The 20,576-nt window shown below is 45.8% G+C and carries 19 protein-coding genes; 10 read left to right on the forward strand and 9 right to left on the reverse strand.

The features are described from left to right. The first annotated feature begins 45 nt into the window (after window positions 1-45). The 4 genes from CPIN_RS04420 (at window position 46) to CPIN_RS04435 (ending at window position 2,294) form a co-directional block, all read left to right on the forward strand. Window positions 46-552 (forward strand): RNA polymerase sigma factor, encoded by a 507-nt coding sequence (locus CPIN_RS04420; protein WP_012788572.1) that lies wholly within the window; start codon window positions 46-48, stop codon window positions 550-552. Next, entirely contained in the window at window positions 553-1,020 is a 468-nt protein-coding gene (locus tag CPIN_RS36315; RefSeq protein WP_012788573.1) for a hypothetical protein, read from the forward strand. A 203-nt stretch (window positions 1,021-1,223) separates the two neighbouring features. Then, window positions 1,224-1,709, forward strand: a complete 486-nt coding sequence (locus CPIN_RS36320) for a hypothetical protein (RefSeq protein WP_052306735.1) — start codon at window positions 1,224-1,226, stop codon at window positions 1,707-1,709. 87 nt (window positions 1,710-1,796) lie between these two features. Next, complete coding sequence (locus CPIN_RS04435) at window positions 1,797-2,294, forward strand: lipocalin family protein (RefSeq protein WP_012788575.1); 498 nt, start codon at window positions 1,797-1,799, stop codon at window positions 2,292-2,294. Between the two features lie 94 nt (window positions 2,295-2,388). Here the strand turns inward: CPIN_RS04435 and CPIN_RS04440 are convergent, their stop codons facing one another. The 7 genes from CPIN_RS04440 to kbl form a co-directional block, all read right to left on the reverse strand. Further along, entirely contained in the window at window positions 2,389-3,312 is a 924-nt protein-coding gene (locus CPIN_RS04440) for a LysR substrate-binding domain-containing protein (RefSeq protein WP_012788576.1), read from the reverse strand. A 78-nt stretch (window positions 3,313-3,390) separates the two neighbouring features. After that, a complete protein-coding gene (locus CPIN_RS04445) occupies window positions 3,391-3,780 on the reverse strand; it encodes a hypothetical protein (RefSeq protein WP_012788577.1) in 390 nt (129 codons plus the stop codon). A gap of 368 nt (window positions 3,781-4,148) precedes the next feature. Then, window positions 4,149-6,089 (reverse strand): (E)-4-hydroxy-3-methylbut-2-enyl-diphosphate synthase, encoded by a 1,941-nt coding sequence (gene ispG, locus CPIN_RS04450; protein ID WP_012788578.1) that lies wholly within the window; start codon window positions 6,087-6,089, stop codon window positions 4,149-4,151. A gap of 51 nt (window positions 6,090-6,140) precedes the next feature. Beyond that, the gene (locus tag CPIN_RS04455; protein ID WP_012788579.1) at window positions 6,141-6,902 is read right to left on the reverse strand and encodes a TPR repeat aerotolerance protein BatC; all 762 of its coding nucleotides are present in this window, start codon (window positions 6,900-6,902) and stop codon (window positions 6,141-6,143) included. Beyond that, a complete protein-coding gene (locus tag CPIN_RS04460; protein WP_012788580.1) occupies window positions 6,899-7,936 on the reverse strand; it encodes a VWA domain-containing protein in 1,038 nt (345 codons plus the stop codon). The genes CPIN_RS04455 and CPIN_RS04460 overlap by 4 nt, the downstream gene beginning before the upstream one ends. 528 nt (window positions 7,937-8,464) lie before the next feature. Continuing rightward, window positions 8,465-9,268, reverse strand: a complete 804-nt coding sequence (blaOXA, locus tag CPIN_RS04465; protein ID WP_012788581.1) for a class D beta-lactamase — start codon at window positions 9,266-9,268, stop codon at window positions 8,465-8,467. Window positions 9,269-9,374: 106 nt separating this feature from the next. Further along, the gene (gene kbl / locus CPIN_RS04470; RefSeq protein WP_012788582.1) at window positions 9,375-10,562 is read right to left on the reverse strand and encodes a glycine C-acetyltransferase; all 1,188 of its coding nucleotides are present in this window, start codon (window positions 10,560-10,562) and stop codon (window positions 9,375-9,377) included. A gap of 371 nt (window positions 10,563-10,933) precedes the next feature. On the opposite strand from kbl, the gene CPIN_RS04475 reads away from it, so the two are divergent. The 6 genes from CPIN_RS04475 (at window position 10,934) to CPIN_RS04500 (ending at window position 17,620) form a co-directional block, all read left to right on the forward strand. Then, window positions 10,934-11,419, forward strand: a complete 486-nt coding sequence (locus CPIN_RS04475; protein WP_012788583.1) for an RNA polymerase sigma factor — start codon at window positions 10,934-10,936, stop codon at window positions 11,417-11,419. A 50-nt stretch (window positions 11,420-11,469) separates the two neighbouring features. Further along, a complete protein-coding gene (locus CPIN_RS04480; protein ID WP_012788584.1) occupies window positions 11,470-12,597 on the forward strand; it encodes an anti-sigma factor in 1,128 nt (375 codons plus the stop codon). A 24-nt stretch (window positions 12,598-12,621) separates the two neighbouring features. Then, entirely contained in the window at window positions 12,622-13,539 is a 918-nt protein-coding gene (locus CPIN_RS36325) for an outer membrane beta-barrel protein (protein ID WP_052306736.1), read from the forward strand. Between the two features lie 30 nt (window positions 13,540-13,569). Beyond that, entirely contained in the window at window positions 13,570-13,830 is a 261-nt protein-coding gene (locus tag CPIN_RS04490) for a hypothetical protein (protein ID WP_012788586.1), read from the forward strand. Between the two features lie 104 nt (window positions 13,831-13,934). Beyond that, window positions 13,935-16,883 carry a M16 family metallopeptidase gene (locus CPIN_RS04495; RefSeq protein ID WP_012788587.1) on the forward strand — a complete coding sequence of 983 codons (2,949 nt, stop codon included), beginning with the start codon at window positions 13,935-13,937 and terminating at the stop codon, window positions 16,881-16,883. 164 nt (window positions 16,884-17,047) lie between these two features. Beyond that, window positions 17,048-17,620 carry a L,D-transpeptidase family protein gene (locus CPIN_RS04500; protein WP_012788588.1) on the forward strand — a complete coding sequence of 191 codons (573 nt, stop codon included), beginning with the start codon at window positions 17,048-17,050 and terminating at the stop codon, window positions 17,618-17,620. Window positions 17,621-17,844: 224 nt separating this feature from the next. Here CPIN_RS04500 and CPIN_RS04505 read toward each other — a convergent pair whose 3' ends face one another. Next, complete coding sequence (locus CPIN_RS04505) at window positions 17,845-18,789, reverse strand: alpha/beta hydrolase (protein ID WP_012788589.1); 945 nt, start codon at window positions 18,787-18,789, stop codon at window positions 17,845-17,847. Between the two features lie 63 nt (window positions 18,790-18,852). Continuing rightward, complete coding sequence (locus CPIN_RS04510) at window positions 18,853-20,484, reverse strand: RagB/SusD family nutrient uptake outer membrane protein (protein WP_012788590.1); 1,632 nt, start codon at window positions 20,482-20,484, stop codon at window positions 18,853-18,855. Window positions 20,485-20,576 lie beyond the last annotated feature (92 nt).

Raw genomic sequence — 20,576 nt, forward strand, 5'->3', positions numbered from 1 at the left:
CGTAATTAATAGTTTATCTTAGTTTTCTCTTAAACCTATAACAATTTGCAGCAATCGGCTGTCCATATCGACGAGTACATCATCACGGAGCGCTTAATAGCAGGAGACCCCCGCACCCAGGAACGGGTGTATGACCACTATGGGCCTGCATTATATAGTATTATATTGCAGGTAGTAGGAGATACAGCGAAGGCGGAAGATGTACTGACGAAGGTTTTCGTAAGGGTCTTCAAGAACATCCATGAGTATAAAGAATCCGGAAACACCACACTATTCGGATGGATGATGCGTGTAGCACGTGAAATGGCCGTACAGGAAGCTGTGGAAGCTGAGAATGATCCGCTGGGCAATGACCTTGTAAAGGCTGACAGTAATCTGCTACAACGTTTTTCAAATAGACTGCCTGCACAAAGCCGGACTATTTTTCATTTATGTTATTATAAGGGACTACCAAAAGAAGCAGTTGCTCGTATATTAGGTATACAACCGGACGAGGTAATGAACAAATTGCGGGATATTATGGTTGAATTCAGAAAATTTTTAGGGGAATAATTGGATCTTAATCATTACATACAAAGCGGGATCATCGAAAGTTACGTACTGGGGATCGCCACAGTCAGTGAGATGGAAGAGCTGCAGCATATGCGCCGGCTTTATCCTTCATTGAATGCGGAGATCATGGCCGTGGAACGGCGTATCGAAAGAACTGCGCTTGCAGAAGCTGTATTACCTTCCCCTTATCTGAAAGAGCGTATTTTCCAGCGTATTAACTGGCGGGATGATCCACCACCACCTCATGGGGATGATCGTTCCAGATATACCTTCATCAATATCCAATCCAGAGACGGGCAGCATATTACCGTACACAAATGGTGGCGCCTGTTCTTTATCATCACTTTTATTCTTTCCAAAGTGTGTCTGTTTTTTGCGATCTATTATTTCCTGAAGTACCAACAGGCGCAGGAGAGAAAGGCCGAGGAGAAACAAAGGCTGCATACTGAGCAGGTCATGGGCAATTAAGAATTAAGAATTAAGAATTGCTTGTGTTATAGAGAGATTTTAGGAACAATACGTTCATTATCAATCTTGTAATTAAGTTGCATTGTTGTTACCACAATTTTTATTTGGAAATGAATTAGGTTAATTTGACATTTGAAAGCTGAAATGCAGCAGAAGGCACGTTGATAAGAGAAAGACTTTTCTAAAACCATTAGATACTTTAATTGCCTTTGGATCTTCACGACTACATAGAAAGTGGCATTATCGAAAGTTACCTGCTTGGATTGGCGTCTGCCGATGAGGCGGAGTTATTTGAGCGTATGCGCAGTCTCTACCCGGAGTTGAATACGGAGGTAGCGGCTGTTGAGTATAAATTGCAGAAGGTCATGGTAGAGGGTGGTGTGACGCCGCCGGCAAAGGTATGGAACAGGATTGCAGAACGGCTGACGCCTCATAATAAGGAAGGTTATTATTCAAAAGCAGGCAAAAGGGGGGAAGCGGGCGAGCCGCTGACGTATGTATTACAACCCCGCAATAACACTATGACTATTAGTATCTGGTGGCGTTGTGCGTTTATTGCTTTAGTCGTGGTCGTGATGGCGCTGACGGCCAGTACTGTTTACTTCTATCAGCAGTTCCGCAATATGGAGGAACGACTGCTGCGTTTATATCCTGCTCAGCTACAACAGGTACAACCAGCCCGTCAATAAGGGATTTGGTACGTTTCTTGTTTTTTCCCACCTTGCGTCCCGTAATGCATTGCGTTACCGACAATTTAAACATCAAATTATTTGAACATGAAACACCTTACACTTGCAGTATTATGCCTGGTAGCATCTGTATTTGCCATATCCTGTAAAACGCAGTCTGGCGCCACTAACACAGAACAGAGCGCCAGTGAAGGCTCTGTGAAGGGAAACTGGGTTATAACAGATATCACATTTGACGGTATTCCAAGAGGCTCCAAGGTGACAGTTTTTGACGAAGCGTCAGTAAACTGCTTCAAGGGTAGCCAGTGGATATTACCACACAACAACAACGGTTCTTATACACTGTCTTCTACTGAAGAAGGTTGTAACACCGCTACACAGTCTATCGTATGGTCTTTATACAAACAGGGTGGCGTGAGCATGTTCCAGTTTAAGAAAGTAGGCGGTGGTGTGAAAGCTAAAAACGTAACAGACGGTTACCGTGTTGATATCTCTTCACTGACCAGCACTACAATGGTATGGAGAGCGGCTGTTAACTTTGAAGGTAAAACCGGTTATATCGTATATACCCTGCAGCGTTCCTAGTAACGCAGGCGTATATGCTTCAATAAATAAACGCTTAACGTCTTATATGGCTGTTGCTGTATAAGATGTTAAGCGTTTTTATTTTCAGGAACGTTTAGCCGATGATACCGGTATCAATATCACCGGATTGTTCCCCAGCGTGCTGACGTGCATAACGGATGAATAACTGGGCCAGTTTATCCTGTTGTCCCTGCAGATAAATGAAGTGAAATTTCCTGACCAGCCTGAAGTTTTTCAGGGGTAATATTTTGAATTCACCTGCTTCCAGTTCTCTTTTAACTGCATGTAGAGAGAGGAAGGCAGCACAAGGTGCATGGTGCAGATAAGACTTGATACTTTCTGTGCTGCCCATATACATGGCGATCTGGAGATCGGTGAGTTTTAGTTTTAGTCTTTTTAATTCGTCTGTTATTACCTCCAGGGTACCTGAACCCTGTTCACGCATCAGCAAGGGAATGGACTTGAGTTCATTCGCGCCCAGCGGACCTTCCCCGTAATCGTATTTCACGTTGCCGATCAATGCGATTTCGTCTTTTGCAAACTCCACATACTTCAATACCGGGTTTTTAGAACGGCCTTCTATTAGTCCGAGTTGGATGGTTTTGTCGAGCAGTGCCTGTTCTACCTGTTCGGTATTGCCGGAAATGAGCGAGGCGGTTACTTCTGAATAGCGTTGATTGAACTGTGCCAGTAAAGGGGGAATGAAGTACTGTGCGATGGTGGTGCTGGCGCCGAGTGAGAGCAGGCCACCCTGTTCGTGTTTGAGCTGATTGATCTCGTATTCCAGGTTACGGTAACTGGTAAAGATATCATCCGCGTGTTTGAGCATAATCTGTCCGGCACGGGTGATCTTGATCTTATTACCGATACGTTCAAACAGTGCCATGCCGAGCTGCTGTTCCAGTTCGTGTATATGTTTGGTGACAGCCGGCTGTGAGATGAATAATTCTTCGGCAGCTTTTGTGAAGCTGAGGCGTCTGGCTACTGTGTAGAATACTTTTAACCTGAAGTCCAACATTGGCTAAATGTACGAATAAAAAAAGCGGTTATCCCACCGTGGTAAGATAACCGCTGTTGAAAAGTGTATAGCCGTCGACTATGCTTTTTTCTCTTCAGCTTTCTTTTCCTTATTGTCTTTGTAACGTTTGTCAGGCGTACCGTCTTTTTTCAGCGGTCCTTCTGGTTTCGCGTCTTTAGTGTCTTTGTTTTCTTTGAAACGTTTGTCAGGGGTACCATCTTTTTTCGTCGGGCCCTGTTGTTTACCATCTTTGTTTGTCTGATTGTCTTTAAAACGTTTGTCTGGCGTACCGTCTTTTTTCATTGGTCTGCCGGTAGTGTCAAGTGCTGGTTTGTTTGCTTTCTGACCTGGTTTTTCTGCTCTGTGCTCTGCTTTTGTTTTTTCCTGTGTGGTGGTTGCCGGAGTCTGAGCAACTGCAATGGTAGCACCCATTAAGAATGCTAATACACCTGTTACGATCTTTTTCATCTTCAATGTTATGAATTTGAGTGAAAAATTAGGGATTTTTTTAATAAGTAGACACGCTAAGTAATAATATTTATTCCCATGTATTAACGTAGTGATTTGCAGGTTCTTGAAACGTAGTTTCCGCAAGAGATTGCGTATTGATACGCTTGACAAACCCTTCTATCTGGTGTTACCTTTGTATCACCTGACAAAGTATAGTTAACCCCAAAAGTTTGATAACCCCATCACTTTATTGATGGTTAAAGAGTGTGAATGTTGAAGAAAGCACAATTCGATTGTCTGACTAACATACAACCCCCTTTATTGATTTCTGAGTCATCCTGTTAACCTTGATTAAAAAGGTCTCGCAACTGCGAGACCTTTTTCCTTTAGTTAGTTTCTACCCACATTCCGTTTTCCTTGATGAGAGAGATCAGTTCATCGACGGCTACTTCACTATTGAGTCCTCGTTTTACGACTTCCTTACCACGGTAGAGTGTGATCTTGCCTACACCGCTGCCGACGTATCCGAAGTCGGCATCTGCCATTTCTCCGGGGCCGTTCACGATACAACCCATGATCGCGATCTTCACGCCTTTGAGGTGGTTGGTGACAGCTCTGATCTTAGCAGTGGTTTCCTGGAGGTCAAACAGTGTACGACCGCAGGATGGGCAGGAAATATATTCAGTCTTCGATATACGGGTTCTGGTGGCCTGTAAGATACCGAAGGCGATATTGTTCAATAATGCATGGCCGGGCGCTTGTGCACCGGTCGCTTCGCTTACCAGCCAGGTACCATCACCGAATCCGTCCAGCAGTAATGCGCCTGTCTCGGTCGCATAGTGTATCAGGTGTTCATCAGAGGAGGTGGCGTCAGCAAAACATTTCAGGATTACCGGTTGCTGGATCTGGCGGTCCAGCAGGGTCACGAAAGTGCGTCTTACTTCCGGCATGGCGTGCTCGTTGGAGGAGTGGAGACAGAGAACGATCGTATGATCATTGGCCATCTGCAACAGTAATGCCTCCGGGAGGGTCACACCGGTATTATGATCGATGAAGTTGATCACCGCAGACTTGTCTGTGGCAAGGAGGTATTCTTCCGCGGTGAACAGCGGCATATATTTTTCCTTGTCTTCCGCATCTTTCCAGATGTCGTGTGGCACAATTACTTTCAGCGTACCTGGTAAAGCGAAAGACAGCAGTTCGCGGGAGAAGATATAATCAGCCGCCGCATCTGCGATATTCCATTTATCTGTATCTGCATTATAATTATAACCAACAGGCAGCAGGTGTGCAGGTGTGATACCGCTGGTGCTACTGCAATCAGCAACAACAACAGGCACCTGTTTACCACCGATATTATTTACCGCAATGCTTTCACGGCGTTTGTATTCGAAAGGAGAATAAGGCACGTTTTCAATTGCCGGGATAGGCGTATGATCGGCGCGGGAGGTATAGCGTTTCACCAGGTCGCGGCATACAGGCAGTTCAAATTCCGGATCTTCCGTGAGGGATACGCGGATGGTGTCGCCGATACCGTCTTCCAGTAAAGTACCGATACCTACGGCGGATTTGATACGGCCGTCTTCACCGTCGCCGGCTTCTGTTACTCCCAGATGCAGCGGATAGCAATGTCCCAGCTGGTCCTGCATGGTATGTACGAGCAGGCGGTAAGCCTGCACCATTACCTGCGGGTTGCTGGATTTCATACTCAGGACGATGTTCCGGTAGTTGAGGTCTTCCGCAATACGGAGGAATTCCATCGCACTTTCCACCATTCCCATTGGCGTATCCCCATAGCGGCTCATGATACGGTCGCTGAGGGAGCCGTGGTTGGTACCGATACGCATAGCGGTGCCGTGTTCCTGGCATATTTTCACCAGTGGGGTGAATTGTTTGCGGATACGGTCAATTTCCTCTTCGTATTCGGCATCAGTATATGTGAGTGTTTCGAACTTCTTTTTATCAACGTAGTTGCCGGGATTGATACGCACTTTCTCCACGATGCGGGCCGCTATTTCAGCGGCATTAGGGGTAAAGTGGATATCAGCCACCAGGGGAGTGGTATAACCTCTTTTGCGCAGCTCATTACGAATCGGCAGCAGGTTTTCCGCTTCCTTTTTGCTGGGAGCGGTAATACGTACCAGTTCGGCGCCCGCTTCGATACAGCGGATGGCCTGTTCCACAGTACCGAGGGTGTTCATGGTATCTGTGGTGGTCATGGTCTGAATACGTATCGGATTATTATTTCCAATCAGCAGGTCTCCGACCTTTACTTCCAAAGTGGCCAGCCTCTTATACTCCGTCAGTGAATTACTATATAGCTGCATAAAACAATTCCAAATATGAGGCAAAGGTAATGAATAGAATGGCGAAGCAGATCACCAGTCTTTATCAACAGGAACAACCTGGCCTTTAGCCTTCTTCATCTTGTCCTGTAGTTTGTTTTCTTCCTGTCCCAGTGCCTGCAGTAAACGTTCAGCTTCCTGCTTATTCATTTTACTTGGCTGCGGTTCTGGTTTCTGGTCCTGCTGTTCTTTATTTTTATTCTTATCGTCTTTGTCTTTATTCTCGTCCTGTTTGTTCTTCTGCTGATCTTTATTTTGTTGATCCTTGTTCTGCTGATCCTGTTGTTTCTTGTCTTTATTTTTATCCTTGTTGTCTTTCTTGTCTTTGTTATCTCCGCCACCACCGTTCTGTTTCTTCAGCATCGTCTGGGCATAGGCGAGGTTATAGCGGGCCTGTTCATCAGCAGGGTTCAGCTTCAGGGCCTCTTTGTATGCCTTGATGCTTTCTTCCCATTTTTTACCTTCCATGAAGGTATTGCCGATGTTATAGCTGGCGTCGGCTTTTCCTTCGCGGTTAGGCGCCATCTTGAAGCTATTGGCATACTGGGAGCGGGCGTCGTCATAACGTTTCTGTTCATACAGGGAGTTACCCAGGTTATAGCGGCCTTCCACAGATTGCTGGTTTACTTCCAGCGCTTTTTTATAGTTCGCTTCTGCGTCGGTGTACTGTTTATTTTTATACAGGTCGTTGCCCTTACGGATATATTTATTACCTGTCTGGGCAAAGGAATGCTGGCAGAGGCAGAGCAACAGCCCGGCCATGAGCGCCTGGTATGTCAGTGTACGTTTCGTCATGGTTTTTCTGTAGCGGTAACAACAACGTCAGCGCGTTTGCTGCGTCTGATTTCAGGAATAAAGAATTCAGCAACGAGCAGCAGGAGGCTGATGGCCAGGAAATACTGGAAGTAGCTGTTGTAGTCTGTAAAGATGTTTTCTCCGAACTCTTTCTGCTCCATGCTGTCGATCTTCTGTGTCAGTGAATTGACCACCTCTTCTGTGTTATTGTCCAGGTGTTCGTAGATGCCTTTGCCGGCAGCTGCGATGGACTTCAGTGCATCTTCGTTCAGTTTTGATATAACGGTATTCCCTTCTTTATCTTTTTTATAAGTACCCGTTTCAGGATCCGGCAGTGGGGAACCGGTCGGGGAACCAATACCGATGGTATTGATCACTACACCGTCTTCGAAAGCAGCACGTGCTTTTGAGATAGCGGCTTCGTCATGGTCTTCACCGTCAGAGATGATAATAAGGGACTTATGTTTTCTTTCTTTTTTATTGAAGGCGTCATTGGCTACCTGTATGGCCTGACCGATCGCGGTACCCTGAGTGGGGATCATATCGGGACTTACGGTAGTCAGGTACATTTTAGCGGCGGAGTAATCGATGGTCAGAGGCATCTGCAGGTAAGCATTGCCCGCAAATACGACCAGTCCGACACGGTCATTATCCAGTTTATCAGCCAGTTTGGATATCAGCTGTTTTGCACGGGTAAGACGGTCAGGTTTTACGTCGCCAGCCAGCATACTTTTACTCACGTCGAGTGCGATTACAACATCCACGCCCTTACGGGTGATCTTTTCCATACGGCTGCCTTTCTGGAGGTTAGCCAGTCCGATAGCGCCAAAGAGGAAGGCGATAAAGATCAGGAGGAAGCGGAAAGTGAACCGACGACGGGAATAACCGGTGAATAATTTCTCTACAAGAACAGGGTCACCGAGTTTCCGAATAGAACGTCGTTTCCACCAGGATATACTGAGGAATGCAAGTTGCAATACCAGCAGTAATACCAGTGCCCATAAATATTCGCTGTGTTGAAAACGTAACATCATTCAATAAAGATTTCTGGAGCCGGTATAATAGGAAACCGGACACAAGGATCAAATATAATTTTTTTAGTACGTTTTATGCCATTTACAGGCATGGATTTAGGAGTTTTTTAACGCAAGGGAGGGAAGTCAGGGCTTTAAGGAGACAGAAGAATGGTCATTCCAGTGAATAACCGGGAGCGATCAGGGCGGTCGATGTACCGGGTTGTCAGGTAGTTAAGGGCGAAGCTGACGAAGACGATGAGTAGATACGAGGTATTACTACTCAATATAGTACAGGGTTTCGGGTCTTTTTATTGACATAGTCAAATGTCTGTTTTTTCCGTTGGCTGGCAATGGTTTATGTTATTTGACTAAGGCAAGTATATGTATGGTCTATAAAAAGACCATAGTCTTGCAGGAAGATGCCCTGTTCAACTATGGTCCTGTTTATCAGTAGCTGAGATCCTTTTGAGGGGAGATCAGCAGTTTATTATTTCTTTGACATTATTCCAGATCTGAAGGGAAGATGCAATTGCTTGACAAAAGCATCTATTTCATTCCTTTAAAGTAACCGGCGTCTGTCAGGAGGTTTCTGAGGATGTTCATACGCACCGTGCGCATATCCAGCGATTTGTTTTCTGTTTCAATGTTCAGTACAAAGAAGCTGGGGTGGCCATTCTCTTCAATCCAGCCGGTAATCCAGCCGATTGTTTTAGGTCCGGAGAAACCCATACCTGTTTTATAACTCAGTTCATATTCTGGTTTTTTCTCCATGAGCATTACTTGTCTGACGTTCTGCATGGTCACTTTATGGAAAGGCAGCTGGTCGAAATACAGTTTCTTGACGAAGCCAAGTTCTTCATCCGGAGAGATCTGTAAAGAGTTATCCAGCCAGAAGGTATCGATCTTGCTGATCTTCATATTACCAAACTTGACAGTATCCAGCCAGTGCTGCATTACTGGTTTGGTGATACGGCGGGCTACTTCCTGGAAGTAAGGCACAGCAGATACGCGGAAGGCCTGTTGCATACTCAGGTCATGGTTCCATTCCGGCATGTCGCGTGTTACGCCATCCCAGGGAATAACGAAGGAAGTATCTTTGATAACACCTGTTTCAAGGCCTACTAGGGAGTTGAAGATCTTAAAAGTAGAGGCGGGCAGGAAGCGTTGCTGAGAACGTTCCAGGTTATATACTTTAAAGGTACCCTGGCTGTTGTTGAACAGCATAAAACATCCTTCTACCTTGTATTCGGCGAAGTATTTTTCCCAGCTCTTTTCGTTTTCAACGTTATTCGGTGCGCAGGCATTGGCCAAGAAGGCTATCAGCAGGAGTATCCAGCCAGTCTGTTTCATTATGCATTCTTTGTTTAGTGCTGCAAAAGTAGATATTTAGTGGTACAGCACGAAATGACAAAAGGATGCCATGTGGCATCCTTTTGCAGATCTTATATATAAGCAGTTATTTAATTACACCTAATTCTTTGCCCACCTTGGTAAAGGCGGTGATGGCTTTATCCAGGTGAGCCTGCTCGTGTGCGGCACTGAGCTGTACACGGATACGCGCCTGGCCTTTTGCCACAACCGGGAAGAAGAAGCCTATTACGTAGATACCTTCTTTCAGCAGTTTGTCGGCAAATTGCTGACTGAGTACTGCGTCATACAGCATTACGGGAACGATCGGGTGATCGCCAGGTTTGATATCGAAACCGGCTTCCGTCATTTTGGTACGGAAGTAACGGGTGTTGTACTCCAGTTTATCGCGCAGGGAGGTGGTTGCGCTCAGCATATCCAGTACGGAGATGGATGCGCCAACGATGCTTGGTGCTACGGAGTTAGAGAACAGGTAAGGGCGGCTACGTTGACGCAGCATGTCGATGATCTCTTTTTTACCGCTGGTGAAACCACCGGATGCACCACCTAACGCTTTACCCAGGGTACCGGTGATGATGTCGATACGGCCCATTACGTTACGGTATTCATGGGTACCACGACCGGTTTTACCCAGGAAGCCGGAAGAATGGCTTTCGTCGATCATTACGATAGCGTCGTATTTATCCGCCAGGTCGCAGATCTTATCCAGCTGAGCGATGGTACCGTCCATACTGAAGGAACCATCTGTTACGATGATGCGGCTGCGCAGGTGAGCGGATTCCTGGAGTTTGGCTTCCAGGTCAGACATATTATTATGCTCATAACGGTAACGCTGTGCTTTACAGAGGCGAACACCGTCAATAATAGAGGCATGGTTCAGGGCGTCGGAGATGATGGCATCTTCTTCATTGAACAATGGTTCAAATACACCACCATTTGCATCAAATGCGGCTGCGTAGAGGATGGTATCTTCTGTACCGAGGAAGGTAGCCAGTTTCTGCTCCAGTTCCCGGTGTATATCCTGCGTACCGCAGATAAAGCGTACACTGCTCATACCATATCCGTGAGTGTCGATGGCTTCTTTGGCAGCCTTTACCACATCGGGGTGGCTGGACAGACCCAGGTAGTTATTAGCACAGAAGTTAATAACGGTATTGCCGCCTACCTGAATTTCAGCGCCTTGTTCGGAAGTGATAACTCTCTCATTCTTGAAAAGGCCGGCTGAGCGTATGTCATCCAGCTCTTTTTGGATACGGGTAATGAATTTCTGGTTCATAAATAGCAGATTTTTGTAACCTGGTCAAAGTTATAGGATTAAAAGTATTACGAATCCCGCAGCTATCCGGACATTTGTCATGGAGCGTCAAAAAGTTTGACGGGGTTGTAACATTTGGGGACTGCTCTGCGTCATAGTAATGTCTGCCCCTTGTCTCCCCGGCAGGATACATCCTGACAGGGGGGACTGGCCGAAGGTTGAATTTCCGCGCTATTGAACAGGATGGCTGAGGCTATGCGGGAACTCTCCATCCGGAGTAGCAGGGTTGACAGAACTGTAACGTACAGGTAAATAGTGTGTTAGAAGTGAGGAAGAGCGATAGCGCATATTAATAATTGTCGGACATTAGCACTAAAATCCCGCAACACCGGATGACGGAAAAGGAGTATAATCAATGCGTGGATCTGTACGCGGACAATCTCTTCCGGTTTATTGTTAAAAATTTAGACCATACTGAGGATGCCAGAGATGTTGTACAGAATGCGTTTGAAATATTGTGGAAGCACTGTAAAGATGTGCCTTTTGAGAAAGGCAAGTCATACCTTTTTACTGTAGCGTACCACAATATGATCGACCATGTCCGTAAAGTGAAGCGCATCTCCCTGGTGGACGAGTTTAAAGAGGAGACAAAGATTTCAGAACAACGGATCCATGATGCGAAAAAGGTATTGGAGAAGGCGCTGGACCGTTTGACGGATGTACAGCGTTCCCTGATATTACTGAAAGATTATGAGGGCTACAGCTATGAGGAGATCGGAGATATCATGAAACTGAATCCTTCACAGGTGAAAGTTTACCTGCATCGGGCACGCTTACATCTGAAGCAATACCTGGTTAAAATGGAAAATGTGATCTAGTACAGATCTGGAGAATCGAGTAATATTGCATAATAATTATATGTCTTGATTTGGCAGTAAATATCAACATATCGAACTACGAAGAATTCCTGCTCAGCGCCATTGACGGTGAGCTGACAGGAGAGGAGCGTGCTGCGCTGCAGATCTTCATGGATCTCCATCCGGAAATACGTAAAGAGTTGGCCCTGCTGGAATCTACAAAGCTGCAGCCGGACACAAGCCTGCAGTTTGATACCAGGGACATGCTGTACCGTAAGTCTGATGTATTGTCAGCCACCAATTATGAGCGCTTCCTGCTGGATTATGTTGATAATGAATTAAGTGCAAGCGAAAAGACGCAGCTGGAGACACTGATCAGCCAGCACCCGCATATACAGAAGGAACTGCAACTTTTACAGGCCTCCCGTTTAACCCCGGACCTTAGTGTAACATTTGAGAATAAAGCATCGCTATACAGAAAGGAACAGACCAGGGTTCGCCCATTGTGGTGGTGGAGTGCCGCCGCAGCGGTAGTGGCAGGACTTTCATTCTGGCTCATTCCGGGACAACATACCGGAGAACCGGCATCCGTAGCTGTTCATCAGCCGGCTGCCCAAAACAATACCTCTTTACCATCAGCGTCGCAGACGGTAACAGTGCCACAGGCATCTGCTCCAGCTGTTGCTCAAAATGACAATCCGGTAGCTGCAGCGCAGCAGGCCGCTGATCAGGTGAGTGCCGACCAGGCCGCAAGGACGGCAGCTGACAAGAACAGGAATGCAACCTTGGCAAATGCTCTTGCCCGCAACCGGGTAGCTGATAGGGAAGTAAACCGTCAGACGCCGGAAGCGAATGAATCAAAGCAGGAGGAACCGGCTAATCATATTCCTGATACCAGGGCCGTTGCGCTCGCCAAGATACCACAACCGGCATCTACTTCCGGCGAGGTCGTACAGCAACTGCAGGAAAAGAGTGAACAACAGGAGAAGATACTGGCTGAAAACGCAACGGTTGTTGCCGAGAAATCTGCAACAATGGCCAATGCGACAAAGATCAGCAGCGCCGCTCCCGAAGCTGCCAGTGCAGCGCCGGCTAATGTGAAAGGAGAACTGGTGGTGGCGGTGACCATGAACGGAGACAGCAAACTACTGAATGGGGTTGCCAATGTAGCCCGGTTCCTGTCCCGTAAAAAGAAATAATCAGGAAGAATGAATTTTTTTGATATGAAGTGTAAAGCTTTACGCTATTTATTGTTACTGCTTATTGTAAGTGTTGGTGTACAGGCCCAGACTGCAGACAGTCTTGTTGAAACGTTCCAGGTAAAGGGACTCATCATCATGAAGGGAAAGGATGCAAAAGGCAAACGCATCTTCAGGGTTTATAATGACACCGCCTATGCGAAAGAAAGGTTGAAGAAAAACCTGCAAACCAGGTGGTTTGTCGTGGATCTCGGCTTTAACAACTATATCGACCGCAGCGATTACGGCGGAGCAGTAGCATTATCCTATTACGCGGCACCCAACGGCTATGCAGACAGCTATAGTAAATCCTATACTTATTCAGCTGCGGGCCTTAATACCCTGGCGCCTCGTGGAGGAAGTGCACCACTTACACCTTCGGAGTTCAAGCTTATTACCGGAAAGTCCATCAATGTCAACATCTGGCTTTTCCAGCAAAGGCTGAACATCTACAAGCATAAATTAAACCTGATCTATGCGCTGGGTGTCGAAATGAACAACTATCGCTTTGCGAGAAATATCACTTATGTGCCTGGTTACCCGACCGAAATCGTAAGAGATAATGTGAATTTCTCTAAAAACAAGCTGTTTGCCGAATACCTGAGCGTACCGCTGATGCTGAACTTTAACAGTAATCCGGCCCGTCCTTCCAGAGCTTTTAAAATGGGCATGGGTATAATGGGGGGGTATCTTGTAAAGGCCAGGACCAAGCAGATCAGCAGAGAAAGAGGGAAAGAGAAAAAAGTAGATGACTTCAACCTGAATAAATGGAAACTCAGCCTTACCGGAGATATAGGATACGGACCTCTTAAACTTTATGGTAACTTCGCGCTGACTCCATTACATGATTATGGCCTGGAACAGTATCCTTTCTCAATAGGGATACGTTTTAATAGCTTTTAACGTTTTTTGGGGGATCAAAATCTAAGATGTATGCGTTCTTTTATTGCCTTTCTGGCCTGTACCGGATTTATAGTATGGGCTCATTCATGTGAGAAGAGAATTGTAGGGGTTAAAATTTACGGACACAAGCCTGGCGTTAGTGAAAAGGAAGACGAGGTACGTTTCTCGTCTGTCGAGCAATCACATGAGCACCCTTTACTGTTAGCCAATGTACAGACACCTGTTGCCCTGGATGCACTGTTTGTTAATGTCCAGTATGGACCCGTTTCGGAAATGGACTGGAAGAAATAGTCCACTGCTCATTTTTTAGTTCCATTTAACAAATTACTGCCCGGACACATCCGGACATTACCATTATATTTGGTAATGTTTATTTTATTTTCAAAAACCAATTCATGAACCTCATTCAAAAAGCAATCTGTCTATTGCTGCTGGCCTCTTCTATGTCCACAATAGCAGAAGCACAACAAAAGAAGTACGAATGGAAGGAGGGCACATCAGGAGGGTATACTTATAAGTATATCGTTAATGATCCGATGAAAGCCCGCTTCTACACGTTGAAAAACGGCCTTACCGTCATCCTTTCAGTCAACAAAAAAGACCCACGTATTCAGACCCTGATCGGTACGCGTGCCGGTAGTAACGACGATCCGGCTGATCACACAGGTCTGGCACACTACCTGGAACACCTGTTGTTCAAAGGTACCCAGCAGTACGGCTCTCTGGACTGGTCCAAGGAGAAACCTTACCTGGACCAGATCGAAGGATTGTATGACACTTACAATCATACGACCGGTGATGCTGCCCGTAACGTAGTCTATCACAAGATTGACAGCGTATCTGGTCTGGCTGCGAAATATGCTATCGCCAATGAGTATGACAAAATGATGTCGGGCATGGGCGCTCAGGGTACCAACGCACATACCTGGGTAGAGGAAACCATCTATGAGGAAGACATCCCTTCCAACGTAGTAGACAAATTCCTGGCTGTGCAGGCTGAAAGATTCAAAGATCCGGTATTCCGTCTGTTCCATACAGAACTGGAAGCCGTGTATGAGGAAAAGAACAGAGGTCTGGACAACGACGGTCGTAAATCTTACGAGCTGATGTTATCTACCTTGTTTCCTACGCACAACTATGGTCAACAGAGTACCATCGGTACAGTAGAACACCTGAAAAATCCTTCTCTGAAAGCGATCCGTCAGTTCTACAACACTTACTACGTGCCAGGTAATATGGCCGTTGTAATGGCTGGTGATCTGGATCCTGATCAGGTGATCAAACAGGTGGACAAGGCGTTTTCTTACATGCCGGCTAAACCGGTGGTTACCTACAAGGCGCCTGTTGAGAAACCAATGACCGCTCCAATCGTAAAAGAGGTGTTCGGTCCTGACGCTGAAAACGTGATGATCTCTTTCCGTATGCCGGGTGCGCTGGATGTAAAATCCAATGTACTGCTGGCTGTTATTTCTGAAGTAATGAACAACGGTAAAGCCGGTCTGCTGGATCTGAACATCAACAAACAGCAGAAAGTGCTGAAGTCCGGTGCAAGCGTACTGGGATGGAAAGACTATTCCGTGTTCATGCTGAACGGTACGGCCAAACAAGGCCAGACACTGGAAGAAGTAAAAGACCTGTTACTGGGTCAGCTGGATATTCTGAAGAAGGGAGAGTTTGACGAATCAATGGTGAAAGCGATTGTAAACAACGCTAAACTGGCTGAATTAACCGGCCTGGAAAGTAATACTAACCGTGCTAACTCACTGATGGACGGCTTTATCAAACACAGAGGAAAGAACTGGGTAACAGACGTTTCTTTCGTGGATGATATGGGCAAGGTAACCAAACAACAGATCGTTGAATTTGCCAACAAATACTTCGCAAACAACTATGTACTGTTGTACAAACGTAAAGGTGAAGACAAAAATATTCAGAAAGTAGACAAACCTGCTATCACACCGGTTGAAGTAAACCGTGAAGCGCAATCTGCGTTCCTGAAACAGGTAAATGAAATGCCAGCTGCCGGTATTCAACCAATGTGGCTGGATTACGATAAAGATATCCAGAAAGGTAAACTGGGTGCTGCTGATGTACTGTATGTACAGAACAAAGACAACGGTCTCTTCCGTCTGTACTACCGTTTTGATATGGGTAGCTGGAACGATAAACTGTCTCCGCTGGCGGCGCAGTATCTTCAGTTCCTGGGTACTGACAAGTACAGCTCTGAGCAGATCAGCAAAGAGTTCTACAACATCGCATGTAATTTCAATGTTTCTACCGGTACTGATGTCACCACACTCAGTGTGACTGGTTTACAGGAGAACTTTGATAAAGCCGTGAGCCTGTTTGAACACCTGCTGAAAAACTGCCAGCCAAATGAGCAGGCACTTACCGCTTTAAAAGGACGTATCGGAAAGAGCCGTTCAGATGCTAAACTGAATAAGGCGAATATCCTGAAAGGACTTGCCAGCTATGGTATGTACGGTACTAAAAATCCATTCAACAACCAGCTGAGCCAGGCTGATCTGGATGGTGTTACTGCACAGCAACTGACTGACATCCTGCATGGATTGTCAGGGTATCAGCATATGGTGATCTATTACGGTCCGCAGACACTGGACGCTGCTATTGCCGCTATCGGTAAACAGCACGAGATAGCTGCTTCTCCGAAGGCAGTACCTGCGCCGGTGAAGTTTGACAAGGTTTCACAGGACAAAAATCAGGTATTGTTCACTGATTATGACATGGTACAGTCAGAAGTAAACTGGATCAGGAACGGCGGCACTTACAATCCTGAAACAACTGCACTGGTAAGCGTGTTCAACGGTTATTTCGGTGGTAACATGGGTTCTATCGTATTCCAGACCATCCGTGAGTCCAAAGCACTCGCGTATTCTACTTACGCATACTATGCAGCGCCTGACAAAAAAGACAGCCGTTATTCCATGGTGGCATATGTAGGTAGCCAGGCAGATAAAATGAATGATGCGATCGGTGGTATGAACGAACTGCTGAATGATATGCCTCGTTCCGATAAAGGTTTCCAGACTGCAAAACAGAGCATGAAACAGGACATCGAAACTGAGCGTATCACACAGGACGGTATCATCTTCAGTTACCTGGCGGCTAAAAAGCTAGGACTGGATACTGATTATCGCAAAACTGTATACGCACAGATCGATGGTATTACCTTCGACAAGGTGAAACAGTTCCACGATCAGAACATCGCCAACAAGCCTTATACTTATTGTATCATGGCTTCTGAAAAGAAAGTGAATCCGGAAGATCTGAAGAAGTATGGCGACGTGAAAGTCGTTACACTGGAAGAGATTTTCGGGTACTAATTATATAGCGGTATAACCGTTTTTTCTAAGGACCATCCGGTTCCGTTCAGCTGAAAATTGAACGGAAATTCCGGATGGTTCTTTATTTTTGCGATCTATTTTTTTACGCGCTGCAATAATGCATTGACAGCCAACGTTAACTAAATTGCAAAATCCCTGTGAAAATGAATCGCTATTGCTTGTTGATGCTCCTGGTGCTGACTGTGACCGTATCAGGATTTACTTTTAAAGGAGGTGACGAAGATTATTTGTATGAAGTGAAATTACACCCTGGCAATATTGATCCCGATAAAATATTTCTGTTGGTGGACAAGAGTGATTACCGGATGTACTTATACGAGGATGTTACCTTGAGGAAAATTTACAAAGTAGTATTTGGTAATAAAGACCAATCAGATAAGAGACAAGAAGGAGATCGCCTGACGCCGGAAGGTACATTTCATATACTGAGCAAAAGAATGGATAAGCTCTGGAACCGTTTTATGCTGCTGGATTATCCGAACGAAGCTTCCTGGAACAGATTTCATGAGTTACAGAGTGCAGGCGTATTGCCAGCGGGCGCTACCCCTGGTGGCGGTATTGGTATACACGGTGTAGAATGGAACTCAGGTATACGTGACAATTACGTGGAAGGTCGCATCAACTGGACGCTTGGATGCGTTAGTATGAAGAACAGCGACGTCAGTGAACTATACGATATTATCAAAGTAGGAACACCTGTTGTAATAAGACGTTGATCCCTGTATTGTACATTGCAGTGTGTCTTATTACCTTTATTATAAGCAACGAATTCGAAGATCTTACACTGAATTTTGATGAAGAACAATGTCGTTATGGCTTCAAGCCGGGAGCATTGTAGTGATGTCTGGCCATTGGTCTGGCATCATGAACTATCATAAAGGCGGGTATTGGTCTTGTGAGGCACACTTCATTCGGGTGGAGTGTGCTTTTTTTATGCAGGCTATTGCAGGAAGCTTTTAACAGCTGTTTTCCATTTCTCTCCTTCATTACGGCAGAATGACTGATGGCCCGATGCTTCAAAGATGATCAGCTTCTTTTTGCGTGTGCCCAGCTGACGGTATACGCTGTTGGTTTCCTGACGCGTTACACGGTTATCCTTTGTACCCCAGCAAACCAGTGCCGGCATATTGATGCTTTTGGCATATTCGGCAGGGTTATGACTGAAGCCCCAGAATCCATTCTCCACACCGCCCCAGAATGTGAGTATTTCTGCCAGTGGAGTGGGAGGTAAACTAACGGCGCGCATTCTTCCTTTAACGGCATCTGTCAGCCTTGCAAAGGAGCATTCGAGGATTACCTTGTCGGGGTACAGGTGATAGGTAGGAACAGCCCTCAGAATAGCCGCAGCGCCCATACTTACGCCCCAGAGAATAATATGTTTTTCTCCTTTCTGCTGTACGAAGTTGTATGCCAGCATGACATCTTCCGCTTCTTTGTAACCGATCGTACAAACATCTCCCTGGCTATTGCCGTGCGCCCGAAAATCCATCAGCAGTGTATTGTAGCCAAGCTGGCGGAAATAAGCGGCTTCAGGAATCGGACCGTCTTTACCGCCATTGTAACCATGAAAGAGTATCACTGTACCTTTTGCGTCCGGCCGGGGCATCCACCATCCTTCCAGTTCAAGACCGTTGGATGTTTGCAGGTGCATTGTTTCATAAGGCACTTCCGGCGTGTGCCGGATAGCCGACTTTGACAAACGTACACCCAACAGCACCATCTTCGCTTTTTCGAAGACGCTCATTTGTTCCGGTTGCTGATGTTTATTGGCGAATGTGCCGGCAGCATAAAAGTGAGTGAATTTCCAGGCATGAAATGCGGCAACGACATTCAGCAGGAGAAACAAAACAAGGACTACGCGCAGGGTACGTTTCAGAAACTTCATGCTGTAAAAATAAAAAAAGCGGGTGTATAAGTTAGCCCCGCTTTTTTATGAAAGTAAGTATGTTTAGTAACCTGCGTTCTGCGTCATGTTTGGATACATACTGATGGCCGTACTTGGAATAGGCAGGTACATGTGATGGTCTTTGTAACCTTTATCAGCCAGCACCTGTTTGGCCTGATTGGTCAATACCAGGAATGCGTAGCGGAAACCTTCGCGATACAATTCATCCTTATAAAGCGATCCCAATTCTGCAATTGCCTCATCCATATTTTTTGGATTGGCTACTGGTTTATTACTGCGTGCGCGGATGGTGTTGATAGCATCTTTGGTACCAGAGAGATCGTTGGACATCGCTTTACCATAGGCTCTCAGTAACCATGTTTCCGTGTAGCGGATAACCGGAAAAAATTTGAAGGGTATATTGTTACGTACAAAGTAGCTGGTGAAGGTACTTTCCCCTGCACTAGACAAGGGCAGGGTCCAGATGATTTCATGATTGGAGGGATTCGTAAACACCGTACTGTAGTCAACCAGTTCATATGCTTTTGAATCGATTACTGCATCGGTTTCAGCAATGAGTGTTTCTACGTCGCTTTCCTGGAACGCTAACCTGGCCAGCAGCATGTGAGCCGCATAGCTGGTGACGCGTCCTGTCGTGTTAGCAGGCGGTATTGCCGGCAATGCAGGAAGTGCGGCTTTCAGTTCTGTTTTTATAAATGACCTGGTTTCTTCCCAGCTAGCACGTTTAAGATCGACGAAGCCTATTTTCTCATTTTTGATAATAGGGAGCTGTCCAAAATACGTTTGTAACTCCAGGTAGATAAAGGCGCGGTATGCCCTGATCTGTGCTGTCAGCACGGAATGGTCGCCATTGATCTGTTGCAGACTTAAAAGCATCTTATTCAGCCACAGTATACTGCCCAAGTAACTATTAAAGATATTGGTTGCGCCTTCAGTTGATGCGTTAAAGGTAAATTTGTCGTAATCACACCAGTAAGTGATGATACTACAATCCGCATCATCGCTGAGTACTCCGTCCAGTATCGCCAGGCGATTATGTCCTACGCCCAGGTTGGAGATGAAAGTATTCAGTTGCGTTTCTACCTCGTCTGTCGTTTTAAAAAGATCCGCTTTTGAATTGGATTTGTAACCGATCATGACATCTACTGTGGTGATGCCGTCTTTCTTAATATCGTAGCTGAGGGATGTTACTTCTGCAACATCTGAAGCGTTGATGATCATGTCTCCATTCAGGTCTTTGAAACGGAAGTCGCCAGGCATTGCTTCTGACTGGAGTGGCGTTTGCGGATTTTTAATTTCTGTTTCAGACTGGAACAGGGTGTCTGATACCATTGTATTGCCATTGGCATCAGTCCAGATATTGAGCATATCCTGTTTGAATGCCAGTATAAAATATTTGCCGGGAGTGACATTTTCAAACAGTGCTTTGCCCGATTGGTCAGCGGTGGCAGTATATGTAGGTCTGCCGTCGAGAAAATCTTTTTTTGATGTAAACAATTGCACTTTCGCATCGGCAGTTGGTAGTCCCTTTGTATGGAATAGATCCCATCTGGTGGCATCCCATACCGTAACGATCAGGTCTGGAATTTCGGCAGGAGGTTCTGGCTGTGGCTTTTCATCTTTTTTACAGGCCCACAGGCTGCATAACAGTACGGGAATGAGGATTTTTTTCATGGAAAAATTGTTAAAGTTGGGATAATGGTCTTTTGTCAGGTTCTGAATGTTTCGTTCGCAGGTTAAATATGGTTCACTCGGGATCTATGCTA

The organism is Chitinophaga pinensis DSM 2588 (genome assembly GCF_000024005.1).
Classification (GTDB): Bacteria; Bacteroidota; Bacteroidia; order Chitinophagales; family Chitinophagaceae; genus Chitinophaga; species Chitinophaga pinensis.